This is a genomic window from Pseudomonas poae, from assembly GCF_001439785.1.
Taxonomy (GTDB): domain Bacteria; phylum Pseudomonadota; class Gammaproteobacteria; order Pseudomonadales; family Pseudomonadaceae; genus Aquipseudomonas; species Aquipseudomonas poae.
Genome location: NZ_JYLI01000014.1, coordinates 90,049 through 105,464, shown reverse-complemented (window position 1 = coordinate 105,464; position 15,416 = coordinate 90,049). Strand labels below are relative to the sequence as shown.

Annotated in this window: 16 protein-coding genes; 4 read left to right on the top strand and 12 right to left on the bottom strand. The window is 61.4% G+C overall.

What is annotated here, in order from left to right; translation table 11 throughout:
- Positions 1-37 precede the first annotated feature (37 nt).
- Entirely contained in the window at positions 38-259 is a 222-nt protein-coding gene (locus tag TU75_RS17545) for an MbtH family protein (protein WP_003236796.1), read from the top strand.
- 105 nt (positions 260-364) lie between these two features.
- Here the strand turns inward: TU75_RS17545 and TU75_RS17540 are convergent, their stop codons facing one another.
- The 6 genes from TU75_RS17540 to minC form a co-directional block, all read right to left on the bottom strand.
- On the bottom strand, positions 365-2,536 hold the full coding sequence (locus TU75_RS17540; RefSeq protein WP_060549633.1) for a mechanosensitive ion channel family protein: 2,172 nt from the start codon (positions 2,534-2,536) through the stop codon (positions 365-367).
- A gap of 118 nt (positions 2,537-2,654) precedes the next feature.
- The gene (locus TU75_RS17535; protein WP_015372572.1) at positions 2,655-3,944 is read right to left on the bottom strand and encodes a M18 family aminopeptidase; all 1,290 of its coding nucleotides are present in this window, start codon (positions 3,942-3,944) and stop codon (positions 2,655-2,657) included.
- A 195-nt stretch (positions 3,945-4,139) separates the two neighbouring features.
- Complete coding sequence (locus TU75_RS17530) at positions 4,140-4,775, bottom strand: RluA family pseudouridine synthase (RefSeq protein WP_015372571.1); 636 nt, start codon at positions 4,773-4,775, stop codon at positions 4,140-4,142.
- A gap of 96 nt (positions 4,776-4,871) precedes the next feature.
- Positions 4,872-5,126, bottom strand: a complete 255-nt coding sequence (gene minE / locus TU75_RS17525; protein WP_003175252.1) for a cell division topological specificity factor MinE — start codon at positions 5,124-5,126, stop codon at positions 4,872-4,874.
- Positions 5,127-5,129: 3 nt separating this feature from the next.
- A complete protein-coding gene (minD, locus tag TU75_RS17520) occupies positions 5,130-5,942 on the bottom strand; it encodes a septum site-determining protein MinD (RefSeq protein ID WP_003236789.1) in 813 nt (270 codons plus the stop codon).
- A gap of 199 nt (positions 5,943-6,141) precedes the next feature.
- A complete protein-coding gene (gene minC, locus TU75_RS17515; protein WP_003236787.1) occupies positions 6,142-6,879 on the bottom strand; it encodes a septum site-determining protein MinC in 738 nt (245 codons plus the stop codon).
- A 117-nt stretch (positions 6,880-6,996) separates the two neighbouring features.
- On the opposite strand from minC, the gene TU75_RS17510 reads away from it, so the two are divergent.
- Entirely contained in the window at positions 6,997-7,932 is a 936-nt protein-coding gene (locus TU75_RS17510) for a lipid A biosynthesis lauroyl acyltransferase (protein WP_060549632.1), read from the top strand.
- A gap of 29 nt (positions 7,933-7,961) precedes the next feature.
- The gene (locus TU75_RS17505) at positions 7,962-9,098 is read left to right on the top strand and encodes a patatin-like phospholipase family protein (protein ID WP_060549631.1); all 1,137 of its coding nucleotides are present in this window, start codon (positions 7,962-7,964) and stop codon (positions 9,096-9,098) included.
- Here TU75_RS17505 and TU75_RS17500 read toward each other — a convergent pair.
- From TU75_RS17500 to puuE, 6 genes are all read right to left on the bottom strand, one after another.
- Positions 9,095-9,880, bottom strand: a complete 786-nt coding sequence (locus TU75_RS17500; protein WP_015372569.1) for an outer membrane protein OmpK — start codon at positions 9,878-9,880, stop codon at positions 9,095-9,097. The genes TU75_RS17505 and TU75_RS17500 overlap by 4 nt on opposite strands.
- A gap of 296 nt (positions 9,881-10,176) precedes the next feature.
- Entirely contained in the window at positions 10,177-11,460 is a 1,284-nt protein-coding gene (locus TU75_RS17495; protein ID WP_060549630.1) for a urate hydroxylase PuuD, read from the bottom strand.
- Between the two features lie 51 nt (positions 11,461-11,511).
- A complete protein-coding gene (locus TU75_RS17490) occupies positions 11,512-12,015 on the bottom strand; it encodes an ureidoglycolate lyase (RefSeq protein WP_060549629.1) in 504 nt (167 codons plus the stop codon).
- Between the two features lie 119 nt (positions 12,016-12,134).
- On the bottom strand, positions 12,135-13,130 hold the full coding sequence (alc, locus tag TU75_RS17485) for an allantoicase (RefSeq protein ID WP_060549628.1): 996 nt from the start codon (positions 13,128-13,130) through the stop codon (positions 12,135-12,137).
- Between the two features lie 40 nt (positions 13,131-13,170).
- Positions 13,171-13,686: a 2-oxo-4-hydroxy-4-carboxy-5-ureidoimidazoline decarboxylase gene (gene uraD, locus TU75_RS17480; protein WP_060549627.1), complete on the bottom strand. Its 516-nt coding sequence runs from the start codon at positions 13,684-13,686 to the stop codon at positions 13,171-13,173.
- Positions 13,683-14,609: an allantoinase PuuE gene (puuE, locus tag TU75_RS17475; RefSeq protein WP_003236773.1), complete on the bottom strand. Its 927-nt coding sequence runs from the start codon at positions 14,607-14,609 to the stop codon at positions 13,683-13,685. Before puuE ends, uraD begins: the two co-directional genes overlap by 4 nt.
- Before the next feature lie 425 nt (positions 14,610-15,034).
- On the opposite strand from puuE, the gene uraH reads away from it, so the two are divergent.
- Positions 15,035-15,388, top strand: a complete 354-nt coding sequence (gene uraH, locus TU75_RS17470; protein ID WP_003236761.1) for a hydroxyisourate hydrolase — start codon at positions 15,035-15,037, stop codon at positions 15,386-15,388.
- Positions 15,389-15,416 lie beyond the last annotated feature (28 nt).

Sequence of the window (15,416 nt, the reverse complement as noted above, 5' to 3'; positions counted from 1 at the left end):
TGGTGCGCAGCCAGCCTTTGAGCGATGGAGAACAGCAATGACCTCAGTATTTGACCGCGACGACATCCTGTTTCAGGTAGTGGTCAACCACGAAGAACAGTATTCCATCTGGCCTGACTACAAAGCCGTACCGGAAGGCTGGCGCACCGTGGGCAAGAGCGGCTTCAAGAAAGAGTGCCTGGCCTACATCGAAGAAACCTGGACCGACATGCGTCCGTTGAGCCTGCGCCAGAAAATGGATGGCGTCGCGTCGGTCTAGGCACCCCGGGTCAACATGTGGGGGGGGCTTGCTCCGATAGCGGTGGGTCAGCAATGCATACAGCGGCTGACACTCAGCCATCGGGAGCAAGCCCCCTCCCACCCTTTAATTCGTGCTGCCTTCCGACGTGTCTTTTTCCAGTCCCGCCGTCACCACCTGCACGCTCAAACGCGGTGTCGCCAGATCCATGCCGGCCTCGTCCAGTTGACGCTTGAGCGCCAGGTTGAACGCCCGTGACACTTCCCATTGCTTGATCGGCGCGGTCTTGAAGCGAGCCCGCAGAATCGCGCTGCCCGACTCGAAACTCTCCACCCCCTGAATCTCCAGCGGCGACCAGATATTGCGCCGTTGCAGCGGGTCGTTGCGCATCTTCTGGCCGACATCGCGCATCAGCTTGATCGCGTCGTCGATTTCCATGTTGTAGGGGATCGCGACGCGGAAGATCGCATAGCCGAACTCCCGCGAGTAGTTCTTGATGCTCTTGATTTCGCTGAACGGAATGGTGTGCACGATGCCGTCGATGTCGCGCAGGCGCACGGTGCGGATGGTCAGACCTTCGACGGTGCCGAGGTGGCCGCCGACGTCCACGTAGTCATCGATGGCCAGGGAGTCTTCGATGATGATGAACAGGCCGGTGATCAGATCCGCCACCAGCGACTGCGCGCCAAAACCGATGGCCAGGCCGATCACGCCGGCACCGGCCAGCAGTGGTGTGACGTTCATGCCCATGTTCGCCAGGGCGACGATGGCGGCGATGATGAAGATGGTCACGAACAGCACGTTGCGGATCAACGGCATCATGGTCTGCGCACGTGCATTGGCCAGGCCCTTGCGCGAGCGGGTCAGAGCGTGGTGGATCGCGGTGTCGCTGAGGATCCAGATCAGCCAGGCAAACAGCAGCGTGCCACCCAGGCCGAACAGTTTGACGCTGATTTCATGGCCGTCGCCTTCGGTAAAGCGAATCAGCGACAAGCCCCACACCCGCAGGCCCAGTTCGATGAACACCAGCCACACGGCCAGGTGGGCCAGGGTGTAGAGGAAGTTTTTCAGGCGTTCTGAGTACAGCGCGTGGCGCTTGTGCCCACGCAGCGGCTTGAGGGCGTGACGGCGCACCAGCCCGTTGATGACCATGCACAACACCAGCAACACCGTGCACAGCAGTGATTGGCGCAGGGCGGTACTGGTGTCGCCGGCGGACAGGAACGTGGCGAACAGCGAGATGCCCACCAGCAGCAGTGCCGGGAGATACCAGAACGAGCCGATGATCGATAGGGTGTCGCTGATGGCGCGGCGATTGAGGCGGCGCGACAGCGGCTGGTTGCGGATCAGGTGCGCAATCGGCCGGCGAAAGCGCAGGATAAATACCCCGGTGGACAGTGCGGCCATCACATTGGCTACGGTCGCGGCGGTGTGTGCCAGATGCTGTCCGAGGGCCTGCATCATGCGCGGGTCGCTCAGGGCTTCGCCGAAGGCGGCGAAACTGCCGATCAGCCACAGCGGGCGAAACGCCTGGTGGCGCAGGATGTAGAGCGCGCGATGACGATGCGGGCCGTCGAGCAGGGAAAAGGCAATCACGCAGATCGCCGAGAAACAGGTGCCCACCACCAACGCATAGGCCAGCACCATCGCCAGGGATTTACCCAACGATGAGGGCAGCGCGTAGCTCAGGTACACGGTGATCACCAGCGCGATCAGCCAAGGGCCGAGCTTGCGCAGGGCGAAGCGCAGCATGTCCCAGGTGCGTGGGTGTTGCGGCAGTTCCTCGGGCAGGCCAAAACGCTCGCGCAACCGGTGGCTCAGCCAGATCAGTGCGGCAGCCAGCAGGCTCCACACCGCGAGAATCAAGGCAAAACCGAAGATGATCGGCAGCCATTCAGCGGCCGGCAGCATCAGGGCGCTCAATTCGTCCTTGGCCTGGTCGACTTCATTGGACCAGCGCCCCAGTGGGCTGTCGGCTCCGGAGAATTGTGATTCGAGGCCCGTCAACGTACTGCCGATCAAACCCAGCACGCCTTGCTCGGCCGCCGGCTGGGCCTTTTGCGTGGCGGCACGCAGCTTTTTCAGATCGCTCAGCAGTTGGGTGCGTTGCTGGTCGTTTTCCAGGGTCTTGATGACCTCGTCCAGCGACTGGCCCAACGGCACTTCTGCCTGGGGTTGGGTTTTGGTGCTGCTGCCCAGCAGGCCGGGCAGGCCCACGGCTTGCGCGGGTGAAAGCGGCAGCAGGGTGAGCAGGGCGATCAGCAGGTAGCAGGGCAGGGTAAGCAGGCGGGAAAGCACGAGGCGGTCAACCTTGAAAACGACGAGTGGACCGAGTGTACGGTTGCACGCCGCATTCGGCCAGTTGTGGGAGGGAGCAAGCCCCCTTCCACCTGTTTGATTGCCTGTGACGCAAAAATCAGGGCAGGTCGCGACTGGCGTAGAACGCGCCGAGTACCTTCACCAGATGCGCGAGGTCATGGCTGCCGCATAGCTCGCGGATCGAATGCATGGCGAACGTCGGCAGGCCGATGTCCACGGTGCGCACGCCCAGGTGGCTGGCGGTGATCGGGCCGATGGTCGAGCCGCAGCCCATGTCGCTGCGCACCACGAAGCTCTGCACCGGCACTTCCTGAGCCATGCACAGATGGCGGAAGAACCCCGCGGTTTCGCTGTTGGTGGCGTAGCGCTGGTTGCTGTTGACCTTGATCACCGGGCCGGCATTGAGCTTGGGACCGTGGTTGGCATCGTGCTTTTCCGCATAGTTGGGGTGCACGCCGTGGGCGTTGTCCGCAGACACCAGCAGGGATTTCTGGATGGTGCGCACGAACTCTTCGCCTTCAGGCAACAGGCGACGCAGGGTTTGTTCAAGCATCGGGCCATCGGCACCGCAGGCCGAGCAGGAGCCGACTTCTTCGTGGTCGTTGCACACCAGCACGCAGGTTTCGTCGCTGTCGCTGGTGAGCAGGGCCTGCAGGCCGGCGTAGCACGACAGCAGGTTGTCCAGGCGCGCGCCGGCGATGAAGTCACCGTGCAGGCCAATCACGGCCGCGCTTTGGGTGTCGTAGAAACTCAGCTCGTAGTCGAGTACTACATCGGCGTTCAACCCATGTTCGCGGGCCAGTTGATCGGTGAGTACGGCGCGGAAGTCGACACGCTCATCACCGGCAAACTGCGCAAGGATCGGCGGCAGTTCGGTCTGTGCATTGATCGCCCAACCCTGGTTGGCTTCACGGTTCAGGTGAATGGCCAGGTTGGGAATGATGGCAATCGGCAGTTTGAAGTCGATCAGTTGGCTTTCGACCTTGCCGTCGCGGCGGAAGGTCACGCGGCCGGCCAGCGACAGGTCGCGGTCGAACCACGGCGCCAGCAGTGCGCCGCCGTAGACTTCAACGCCCAGCTGCCAGAAGCCCTGGCGCTGCAGCTCGGGCTGAGGCTTGACACGCAGACACGGGCTGTCGGTGTGGGCGCCGACCATGCGGATACCGTCCTGCAGCGGCGACTGACGGCCGAGCTTGAAGGCGATGATCGAGGAGTCGTTACGGGTGACGTAGTAACGACCGTTGGCCTCGGTGGTCCAGGTGTCGCGCTCGTCGAGACGCTGGTAACCGGCCGCTTCCAGCCGCTGGGCGAGGGCGGCAGTGGCATGAAAGGGAGTAGGGGAGGCCTTGAGAAAGTCGATCAGGCCTTGATTCAACGCTTCGCGCATAAATAGCTCCAGACAGCAGTGCGCGGAGTTTACCGTATTGGTCACGTATTTGGAGCGAACCTGCATGGCTGAGAACAACACAACCCTCTGTGGGAGCTGGCTTGCCTGCGATAGCGGTCTGTCAGGAAAAAAATGTGGTGCTGATATACCGCTATCGCAGGCAAGCCAGCTCCCACATGTAGCGGTATTTGCAGTTCAGAACGGCGCCGCGCACTCGAAGCGCAGGCGCTCGCCGCTTTGCGGATGGGTAAAGCTCAACATGCTCGCATGCAGGCACAGGCGCGGCCAGGCGGCCAGGGCTTGTTCATGGGCATACAAACCGTCCCCCAACAGCGGATGACCAATGGACAGCATGTGCACGCGCAACTGATGCGAGCGTCCGGTGATTGGCGTCAGTTCCACCCGGCACCAGTCGCCGCAACGTTCCAGCACCTTCCAGAAGGTCAGCGCGTGCTTGCCGAATTCGTGGTCCACCACGTGGCGCGGCTTGGTCGGCGGGTCGTAGCGCAAGGGCAAATCGATACTGCCGCTGTCCAGTTCCGGCTGGCCCCAGGCCAGTGCGGTGTAGGCTTTTTCGGTTTCGCGGTCGTGAAACTGGCGGGACAGTTCGCGATGGGAGTCCGCGTCCCGCGCCAGCAGGATGATCCCCGAGGTCTCCCAGTCCAGGCGATGCACGATGCGTGCTTCGGGGTAGCCGTTTTCCTGCAGGCGGGTGATCAGGCAGTCCTTGTTGTCGTCGGCCCGACCGGGCACCGAGAGCAGCAGGGTCGGCTTGTTCACCACCAGAACGGCGGCGTCCTGATGCAGGATATGGATATTGGACAGCGGCATTAAACAGCCTCGTAACAAACGCCAACGGCGGCTCGGCCACCCGGTTCCCGCACAGGGATCAAGGTGAACGAGCCGCCGTGGCGGCCGCCTGTTCGATCAACGATCAGGCAGGGTGATATTGAGTTCCAGAATCGAGCAGCTGCCGTCATTTTCCAGGGCGACATGCACGTCATCGTTGCCGATATTGACGTACTTGCGGATCACTTCGACCAGTTCCTTCTGCAAGGCGGGCAGGTAATCCGGGGTGCTGCGTTGGCCGCGTTCGTGCGCCACGATGATCTGTAGACGCTCTTTCGCGACCGACGCGGTACTTGGCTTTTTGTTGGCGCGAAAGAAGTCGAGAAATTTCATTGTTCAATTGCCTCCAAAGATACGCTCGAAGAATCCCTTCTTCTTGACGTCGAGGAAGCGATGGTCAACGGTCTTGCCCAGCAGGCGATCAACCGCATCGCTGTAGGCCTGGCCGGCGTCGCTCTGGTCATCGAGAATCACCGGCACGCCCTGGTTGGAGGCCTTGAGCACCGCCTGGGATTCCGGGATCACACCCAGCAGGGTCACCGCGAGGATGTCCTTGACGTCTTCCACGCCGAGCATTTCGCCATTATTGACGCGCTCAGGGTTGTAGCGGGTGAGCAGCAGGTGTTCCTTGATCGGCTCTTCGCCTTTCTCGGCGCGCTGGGACTTGCTGGCCAGCAGGCCGAGCATGCGGTCCGAGTCACGTACCGACGACACTTCCGGGTTGGTGACGACAATGGCTTCATCGGCGAAGTACATCGCCAGGTGAGCACCGGTTTCGATACCGGCCGGGGAGTCGCACACCACGTATTCGAAGGTTTCCTTCAGTTCGGCGAGGACTTTGCCCACGCCTTCCTTGGTCAGCGCGTCCTTGTCACGGGTCTGGCTGGCGGCCAGCACGTACAGGTTCTCAAGACGCTTGTCCTTGATCAGGGCCTGCTGCAGGTTGGCTTCGCCGTTTACCACGTTGACGAAGTCGTACACCACGCGGCGCTCGCAACCCATGATCAGGTCAAGGTTACGCAAACCGACGTCGAAGTCGACGATGACTGTCTTGTGGCCGCGCAGTGCGAGGCCGGTACCGATAGCGGCGCTGGTGGTGGTCTTACCCACACCACCCTTGCCGGATGTAACCACGAGAATCTTGGCCAAGGTGTTTCACCCTTAAGGAAAAAGGACTTTTCAGCCCCTGAAAAACATCTCTTGAAACTCGCTGCAGGCGGACAGCCTGTGCAGGAAAAAGACTCGGTTTCCACGGGGGACGCCAACTTTCAGTTATTCCTACGCAAGTATTGCCGGTTTCGCTTTGCTATCAGAGTCTAGAGATGCTTGGAAAATGCGGCAGTATCCGTTAAAGACGGGTGATGTTCAACACATCGCCCGACAGGCTGACTTGGACCCCGGCCCCCCACAGCGGGTCGCGGCGTAAATCTTCGGCAACCTTGTACTGACCCGCGATGGAGACCAGCTCGGCGGTCAACTGCTGGCAGAAAATACGGGCCCTGGTATCACCCTTGATGCCGGCGAGTGCACGGCCGCGCATCGGACCGTATACATGGATATTGCCATCGGCGAGAAGTTCCGCACCGGGGCTGACCGAGGAGACCACCACCAGGTCGCCACCCTGGGCGTAAATCTGCTGACCGCCGCGTACGGGCGTGGTGATGATCTTTGTAGGCTTGATCAGCGGTTCCGCCGGTTTTTCCGGTTTTTTCTTCACCTCGCCTTCGCCTGGATCGATCGGACGCTCGCGCGCGCCGGACGGCGGTAGTACGGGCAGTTCGATTGCGATGGCTGCGGCAATGTCTTCGATCCGACTGGCGCGAATCGCCAAGGTGCGCAGGCCGTGGGAGCGGCACACGCGCATCAGGCCGGGCAGGTCGACGGCGCCCTGGCCGGCGGGTAATTTGTCCAGGGCCAGCACCAGCGGGGCATTGTTGAAGAAGTTCGGCGCGAGGGCGACCTTGGCGGCGAGCTGGCGGTCCAGGGCGTCGAGGTCGTTGCGGGCCAGTTCCAGCACGGTGATGGCGAGCATGCTGCCTTTCAGCTGGAACACGGGATCTTGGTCTAGCGGTTCGGTTTGGCTCATGGTCGGCAAAGCGGCTTGTCACGAAAAGTGTCGAGACTTATAACGAGAACATCCACTGGCCGCAAGCCGAGTCGAACCGTTGTAGAATGCGCGGCCCTGTCTTTACCGGAATCTGTAATGGATCGCCCGCGTTTTCGAGCTGCATTTTTTCATCCGCGTTTTTGGCTGTTATGGCTGGGGCTCGGCCTGCTGTGGCTGGTCACCCAATTGCCGTACCGCGCGCTGCTGACCATTGGTCGCCTGCTTGGCGCGGGCATGTACCGCGTGGCCGGCGAGCGTCGCCGTATCGCCGCGCGCAACCTCGAGCTGTGCTTCCCGCAGAAGAGCGCCCAGGAGCGCAAGCGCCTGCTCAAGGAAAACTTCGCCTCCACTGGCATCGCCTTCTTCGAAATGGCCATGAGCTGGTGGTGGTCGCGCCAGCGCCTGGCGCGCCTGGCGCACGTCGAAGGGCTTGAACACCTCAAGCAGGCGCAACTGGACGGCAAGGGCGTGATCCTCATGGCCCTGCACTTCACCACCCTGGAAATCGGCGCCGCCCTGCTTGGTCAGAAGCACACCATCGACGGCATGTACCGCGAGCACGGCAACCCGCTGTTCGACTATATCCAGCGCCGTGGCCGCGAGCGGCACAACCTCGACTCGCTGGCGGTTGAGCGAGAAGACGTGCGCGGCATGCTCAAGCTGCTGCGCGCCGGGCGCGCTATCTGGTACGCACCGGATCAGGACTATGGCGCCAAGCAGAGCGTTTTCGTGCCGCTGTTCGGCATCCAGGCCGCCACCGTCACCGCCACCAGCAAGTTCGCCAAACTCGGCAAGGCGCTGGTGGTGCCGTTCACCCAGCAGCGCCTGGCCGACGGCAGCGGCTATCGCCTGGTGATCCACGCGCCACTCACCGACTTCCCCGGCGAGAGCGATGAAGCCGACGGCCTGCGGATCAATCAGTGGGTCGAAGCTGCAGTGCGGGAATGCCCCGAGCAATATTTGTGGACCCACCGCCGCTTCAAGAGCCGGCCACCGGGCGAGCCCAAACTGTACGAAAAACGCCGTCGATAACCGCCGTTTTCCCCACATGGAGTGACGCAATGCGCCCAGCCGAACCGGTCACAGGCTTGATTCTTTCCGGCGGTGGAGCGCGAGCGGCCTATCAGGTGGGGGTACTGGCGGCGATTGCCGAGCTGTTGCCGCCCGGGGCGCCCAATCCGTTTCCGGTGATCGTCGGCACCTCGGCCGGGGCGATCAATGCCGTGAGCCTGGCCAGTGGTGCGATGGATTTTCGCGCGGCGATCCAACGGCTTACGGCGTTCTGGCAGGGTATTGGCAGCCATCAGGTGGTGCGCAGCGACTGGCCCGGGGTGATTCGCCAGGCCAGTCGGTTTTTCATCCACAGCCTGCTCGGCATTGGACGGCAATTTCCGGTGGCGCTGCTCGACAGCTTGCCTCTGCGCGATTTGTTGCAGGACAAACTGCACTTGCCGGGCATCGATGAGGCGATCCGCAACCAGCACCTGCATGCCGTCGCGGTCACAGCCTTTGGCTATGAATCCGGGCAGGCGGTGACCTTCTATCAGGGCGGCGGCACCATTGAGGCCTGGTTGCGCCATCGGCGCATCGGCGTCCCCACGCAACTGACCGTCGAGCACCTGTTGGCAAGCTCCGCGATCCCCTTGCTGTTCGCTCCGGTAAAGCTCGACGAGGAATACTTCGGCGACGGCGCGGTGCGTCAATCCGCCCCGATCAGTCCGGCGCTGCACCTGGGCGCCAGTCGGGTGCTGGTGGTCGGTGTCAGCGGCAATCCACGCCGTCATGAACCGTCGATGCCGCGCAGCTTTACCGGCCAGCAACCGACCCTGGCGCAGATCGGCGGGCATATGCTCAACAGCACGTTCATCGACAGCCTGGAGAGCGATATCGAGCTGCTGGAGCGTCTGAACACGTTCAGCCATTGCGCGCCCGGTGTTGCAGCGGTGGATGTGCTGGTGATCGCGCCCAGCCAGCCGCTCGATGAAATTGCCGCACGGCATCGCCAGGAGTTGCCGGCGGCGCTGCGGGTGTTTCTGAAGGGGCCGGGGGCGACGAAGACGAGCGGGGCGGGGGTGTTGAGTTACTTGTTGTTCGAGGCGGGGTATTGCGGCGAGTTGATTGAGTTGGGCAGGCGCGATGCATTGGCCAAGCGCGAGGAAATCACGCGCTTCCTCGGCCTGCCCTCAATCAGCGCTTAGAAGTGGTATTTGACCAAAAAGCTCGCCGTGTCCTGGGTGGTCTTGAACGCGCCGGAATCTTCGATACCGTACTTGTTCTTCCAGTAGTCATACTCGAAACCGACGTATAGCTGTTTCTCGCCCCAATGCAGCGCCTTGCCCAGGTCGTATTTAACCTGCGGGTTGAAGTGCAGGTTGGCGTGGTAAGTGCCACGGGCGTTACGGTCGTTGTCCACCACCCAGTCGATGAAACCATCGATCAGGATGTTCGAATTGCCCACCGGCAGGGTGTAGGCCCACACCGGCGTGATCTGCCACACACCGTCGCCCGGGCGATTGCCTTCGGTCTGGCGCTGGTAGAAGTTCAGCTGGAAATAGTCAAAACCGGGGATGTTCAAATCAAAGGCCGGGCCGAGCAGGTAGGACTCGTTATCGCCTTCGCCGAACTCGTAGGTGAAGGCGAGCAACACGTCCTTGATCGGGCCGAGCGACAGGTCCTTGTCCAGAATCTTGCCGAATGACAGGCGCGGGCTGAACTCGCCGTAGTACGTGTTCGGGCCGACGTTGCCGTCTTCCTTGCCGTTGTAGAAGATGCGATCGAGGAAAAAGAAGTTGTCGCCGTACTTCCAGGCGTCGGCATGTTCGAAGGTCACGGTTTGCTGGATCTGCGGATTGACCGTAAAGTTTTTGCCCCACAGGTACGTCAGGCTGTTGTTCTGCCACTGCAGCAAATCATCGGCCACGGCCTGGCCGCCGGCCAGCAGGGATCCTGCCAGCATCAGGCCTTTGAACATAGGTTTCATTCGGTGCTCCCGAGTTTAAGGTGGTGTTTTTCTTCTCATGGCGCTCTGGTGTGGCGCCTTTGGGTTCGCTGAAAAAATCGTCTGATCGGTCAGCTTTGATACTGATAGCAAGAGCCGCGCCAAGGCAGGCAGCGGCAATCAATTCGAGCGGGCGCGGAGAATACTGACTCCAGCACGCCGGCTCAAGTGCGCCGTTGCGGCGCACGGGTCACTCACTGCGCTTCATGAGCGAACACATCACTTTTCCCTGTGGAAGGGAGCAAGCTCCCTTCCACAATTGGATGTGCGTCAGCCCGTCAGTTGATGTGTGCGCCCTGGCTGATCCAGGTGCCGATCAAGTCCCGCTCCTGCTGGGTCATCTGGGTAATGTTGCCCAGCGGCATGATCGGGCTGGCAATGGCCTGTGCCTGGATGCGCGCGGCCTGCTGCTGGATCTGCGCCGGGGTGTCGAACATCACGCCGGCCGGCGCGGTGCTGAACAACGGGCTGGTAGGCTTGGCCGAATGGCACACGGTGCAGCGCTGTTCGATCACGCTGTGCACCTGGCCGAAATCGATGGCGGCCTGGGCCGGTGTGGGGTCGGCAGGCGGTGCGGCGGGAGCGGCGGGTTTCAAGCCGCCCCCCAGCGCGGTTTCCGGCAACGGCTGGTACTCGATGGCGGCCGGCGCCTTGGCCACATCCACCGGCTGCCTGGGCCCGGTCACGTACGCCAGGCAAATCATCGCCAAGGCGCCCACTGGTAAGGTCCATGCGTACTTCTGGCTGTTGTGTCGGGTGTTGAAGTAATGCCGCACCAGCACCGCCACCACCGCGATGCCCGCCAGGATCAGCCAGTTGTATTGGCTGCCGTAGGTACTCGGGAAGTGGTTGCTGATCATGATGAACAGCACCGGCAAGGTGAAGTAGTTATTGTGGCGTGAACGCAGCAAGCCCTTGGCCGGCAGCGAAGGATCCGGTGTGCGGTTTTCCGCGATGGCCGCCACCAGCGCACGCTGGGCCGGCATGATGATGCGGAACACGTTGCCCACCATGATCGTGCCGATCACCGCACCCACGTGCAGGTAGGCGCCACGGCCGCTGAACACCCTGCTGAAGCCGTAGGCTGCGGCAATCAACAGCACGAACAGGATCAGGCCGAGCAGGGCGGGGCGCTTTCCCAGGGCCGAGTCGCAGAGAAACGAGTAGATGAACCAGCCTGCAAACAGCGAGCCGATGCCCAGCAACACGCCTTCGGTGCCGCTGAGGCTGCTGCCCGGGGCCAGCAGGTACAAGGTGGGGTTCCAGTAGAACACCACGCACAGCAACGCAACGCCCGACATCCAGGTGAAGTAGGCCTCCCATTTGAACCAGTGCAGGTTGTCCGGCATGGTCGGCGGGGCCAGTTTGTATTTTTCCAGGTGATAGATGCCGCCACCGTGGATCGCCCACAAGTCACCGGCCAGGCCGCTTTTGGGGTTGACGCGGTTGAGGTTGTTTTCCAGCCAGACAAAGTAGAAAGAAGCGCCGATCCAGGCGACGCCGGTGATCATGTGAACCCAGCGCACGCTGAGGTTCAGCCATTCCAACAGATGTGCTTCCACAGTCTTTACCTCTCGCCTGTCACCCTTGTTGTCGGGTGATCCGGCCTTCTCTTATTGGTGGGGGGCGAGGATCAACCGCTCATCCTCTTTGAAAAAATGCTCATCGCAGTTATTGCCTGTGCCACTGCGATCAACCACCAGGAAGTCATCCCGCTTTTCGATCGTCAGCACCGGGTGGTGCCAGACGCCGCGATGGTAATTGATGCCCTGCCTGCCGTTGGTGACGAAGGCGCGGACCAAGCCTGATACCGGTGCATCGCCAAGTGGCGCGACCACGATCAGAAAGGGGTTGCCGAGCAGCGGAATGAAAGCCTGGCTGCCCAGCGGGTGTCGTTCCAGCATGCACACGGTCATGGGCATGTCCTGCGCGTCGGCGCGGAAGATGCTGATGATGGCGTGGTCTTCAGGCTGGGCGGTTTCTACCGTTGCCAGCTTGTGAAAGCGCATGGTCGACCCGTTGTTGATCATGAAGTGATCGCTGCCGTCGGTTTCGATCACGTCACCGAAAGGGGCGAAGGCTTCTTTGGTCAGGGGTTCGATCATCAGTGTGCGCATGGCTGTCTCTTATCCGGATTCTGTGTTGTTGGTTCTGGCGCTATCGCGGGCAAGCCCGGCTCCCACAGTTGCAATGCATTCCCCTGTGGGAGCTGGCTTGCCTGCGATGGGGTCACCGCTTACTTGGCGACCTTGCCCAGTACGCGCAGGCGACTCACCCCACCATCCGGGAACACATTCAAGCGGATATGGGTAATCGGCCCCAGCGCCTTGATCTGCTCGGCAAACGTATGCTCGGCGTGCATTTCCAGCTTCTGCGCCGGCAGCAGTTCGCGCCAGAACAGCGACTGGGTTTCGATCTGACTGTCAGTGCCGCCCTTCACGAAAGCACCCTGGATCGAGCAGGTGTCCGGGTAGTTGCCCTTGAAGTGCAGGGTGTCGACAACGATTTTTTCGACCACGCCGGCATGGCCCAGAGCGACGATCACCCAGTCATTGCCGGGCGTGCGGCGACGCGCGGTTTCCCAGCCATCGCCCATGTTGACGCCACGGCCCGGGTTGAGGATGTTGCTCATGCGTCCGAAATGTTCATCGGAGCAGGCCAGCGCACGACCGCCATTCAAGGCCGCGGCCAGGTCGAGCTGTTCGTTGTCGCCCACCGCCGACCAGTCGCGGAACGGCACGCCGTACACCCGCAGACGGGCCACGCCGCCATCCGGGTAGATATTGAAGCGCAGATGGCTGAACGCCTGGTCGTTGTTGATCTCGTGGAAGTGATGGCTGTTGCCCTGCAGCTCGACGGCCGACAGCACTTCAACCCACTGGGTGTCGTCATCCGGCTCGCCGCTTGCCAGGAAGCACGCTTCGAGGGACGCCGACGGCGGGTAGTTGCCGGTGAAGAATGAGGTGTCGATGTCCACGCCCTTGATCGAGCCGGGCACGCCCAACTGAATTACCGCGCTGTCGTAGCCTTCGAAGCGCTTGCGGCGCGATTCCCAGCCGTCCATCCACTTGCCGTTGTCATCGAACACGCCTTCCTTCCACACGGCCGGAGTCGGTTGGAACAGGCGGTTGGCGTCGGCGAACCAGTCATCTGTCACGGAGATGATCTTGGTGCCCAGGCGGGCATCGGCCAGGTTGACGAACTTCTCGAAAGGTGCGGCGTAAGCTTTCATTCTTCTTGTCTGCCTTGAGTTGAGTGGCTGGGGCGGGTCTTCAGAGGGTGAGTAAACGGAACAACGCGATCTTGTTGATCTCGTCCAGTGCGCATTTGAATTCGGTGTCGACCGAATGATGAATGCGCGTTTCGAACGCCTCGAGGATCTGGTGCCGGTTGCTGCCCTTTACCGCCATGATGAAGGGAAATTTGAATTTGGCCTTGTAGGCGTCGTTCAGCTTGGTGAAGCGCAAAAACTCTTCGGCCGTGCACTGGTGAATACCCGCGCCCGCTTGTTCATGGGTGCTGGCCTGGGTCAGTTGGCCCTGGACGGCGGCACGGCCTGCCAGGTCCGGGTGAGCATTGATCAGGGCCAACTGGCTTTGATAATCAGCGCTCAACAGGATATCGCTCATGCGCTGGTGCAGGGTTTCGATCTGGTCGATGGAAACATCCTGGCCCAGGTCGTAGGCCTTTTCGGCTACCCATGGTGAGTGTTCGTAAATATCGGCAAAGGCCTGGACGAAGGCGTCGCGGCTCAGGGTCGAGGGTTTCAGGGTTTGGAACGCAGTCATTTCGCCGCTCCCGTGCAGGGGTGGGTTTGGTGCCAGTGTCGCGCGATATCGACGCGACGGGTGAACCACACCTGTTCATGGCCTTTGGCGTACTCAATGAAGCGCTTGAGCGAGGCCAGGCGTGCCGGGCGGCCGATCAGGCGGCAATGCAGGCCGATCGAAAGCATCTTCGGTGCCTCGGCGCCTTCGGCGTAGAGCACGTCGAAGGCGTCCTTGAGGTATTCGAAAAAGTCATCGCCCTTGTTGAACCCTTGCACCTGGGTGAAGCGCATGTCGTTGGTGTCGAGAGTGTAGGGGATCACCAGGTGCGGTTTACCGTTGGGGGTGTTCGGTTCCCAGTAGGGCAGGTCATCGTCGTAGGTGTCGCAGTCGTACAGGAAACCGCCTTCTTCCATCACCAGCCGCCGGGTATTGGGGCCGGTACGGCCGGTGTACCAGCCCAGCGGTCGTTCGCCGGTCAGCTCGGTAAGGATGCGGATCGCTTCGCGCATGTGCTCGCGCTCCTGGGCCTCGTCCATGTACTGATAGTCGATCCAGCGGTAGCCGTGGCTGCAGATTTCGTGGCCGGCGTCGACCATCGCACGGATCACGTCCGGGTGGCGCTGGGCGGCCATGGCCACGGCGAAGACGGTCAGCGGGATATCGAACTGCTTGAACAACTTGAGGATGCGCCACACACCGGCACGGCTGCCGTATTCGTACAGCGACTCCATGCTCATGTTGCGCGCGCCCTGCAGCGGCTGGGCCGAGACCATCTCCGAAAGGAAGGCTTCGGACTCTTTATCGCCGTGCAGAAGGTTGCGCTCGCCACCTTCTTCGTAGTTGAGCACGAACGACAGCGCGATACGTGCCTCGCCCGGCCAATGGGGGTGAGGCGGGTTACTGCCGTAACCGATCAGGTCGCGTGGGTAGTCAGCGCTCACTGCAGTCTTCCTTCTTTGTGCGTGGTAGCAGGTGTGTGGCGGCCAGGGCCGTGAAAACGCGGGCGGCGTCACGGCAATAAGTGATTGTATACAACTTGCCGCGAAATTTGTAAGCCTGCGTTTCTGCATTTTTTCCTGGGTAAATCACTGCAAGAAACTTGCCTGACTGGTCAGCTAATCCACAAAAATGCTAGGGCAGAAGAGCGCTTGCTGGCGAAGATCTCCACTGCGCCACTTTTAAACTGAAAGAGCGCGTTATCGCTGAGGTTTTTCGCGAGCAAGCTCGCTGCTGCAAGGGGCGGCGCATGTTGAAATTATTGTGTACAGTTTTTTTAAAAAGTGTCTTAATCGGTCATCGCCGACTTTTTGCTGCCCTGAAAAAGTGCGGCCCCTTCTTTCACTGACTTCGGGAGGCGCACACCGCCATGGGACGCTTGACCACGCACGTTTTGGACGCCGCACACGGCTGCCCCGGCAGCCATATTCAGGTCGAGCTGTACCGCGTCGAGGGTGCGCAACTGGTGCGGGTGGCCACGGCGCTGACCAACAGCGACGGACGTTGCGACGCGCCACTGCTGCAGGGCGACGACTATCGCAGCGGCGTGTACCAGTTGCAGTTCAGTGCCGGCGATTACTATCGCGCACGGGGTGTGCAGTTGCCCGAGCCGGCTTTTCTGGATGTGGTGGTGCTACGTTTTGGTATCAGTGCCGAACAGGATCACTACCATGTTCCCTTGTTGATTTCGCCTTACAGCTACTCCACCTATCGCGGCAGCTGAGCCCCACGCCTGGTTATTTAATTAACGC

Excerpts from the sequence above, each read along its gene's own strand:
- TU75_RS17500 (WP_015372569.1), bottom strand. The coding sequence starts at position 9,880 with ATGAAACCTATGTTCAAAGGCCTGATGCTGGCAGGATCCCTGCTGGCC.
- minE (WP_003175252.1), bottom strand. The coding sequence starts at position 5,126 with ATGAAATTTCTCGACTTCTTTCGCGCCAACAAAAAGCCAAGTACCGCG.
- TU75_RS17545 (WP_003236796.1), top strand. The coding sequence starts at position 38 with ATGACCTCAGTATTTGACCGCGACGACATCCTGTTTCAGGTAGTGGTC.
- TU75_RS17530 (WP_015372571.1), bottom strand. The coding sequence starts at position 4,775 with ATGCCGCTGTCCAATATCCATATCCTGCATCAGGACGCCGCCGTTCTG.
- minC (WP_003236787.1), bottom strand. The coding sequence starts at position 6,879 with ATGAGCCAAACCGAACCGCTAGACCAAGATCCCGTGTTCCAGCTGAAA.
- TU75_RS17510 (WP_060549632.1), top strand. The coding sequence starts at position 6,997 with ATGGATCGCCCGCGTTTTCGAGCTGCATTTTTTCATCCGCGTTTTTGG.
- uraD (WP_060549627.1), bottom strand. The coding sequence starts at position 13,686 with ATGACTGCGTTCCAAACCCTGAAACCCTCGACCCTGAGCCGCGACGCC.
- alc (WP_060549628.1), bottom strand. The coding sequence starts at position 13,130 with ATGAAAGCTTACGCCGCACCTTTCGAGAAGTTCGTCAACCTGGCCGAT.
- TU75_RS17535 (WP_015372572.1), bottom strand. The coding sequence starts at position 3,944 with ATGCGCGAAGCGTTGAATCAAGGCCTGATCGACTTTCTCAAGGCCTCC.
- TU75_RS17505 (WP_060549631.1), top strand. The coding sequence starts at position 7,962 with ATGCGCCCAGCCGAACCGGTCACAGGCTTGATTCTTTCCGGCGGTGGA.
- uraH (WP_003236761.1), top strand. The coding sequence starts at position 15,035 with ATGGGACGCTTGACCACGCACGTTTTGGACGCCGCACACGGCTGCCCC.
- TU75_RS17490 (WP_060549629.1), bottom strand. The coding sequence starts at position 12,015 with ATGCGCACACTGATGATCGAACCCCTGACCAAAGAAGCCTTCGCCCCT.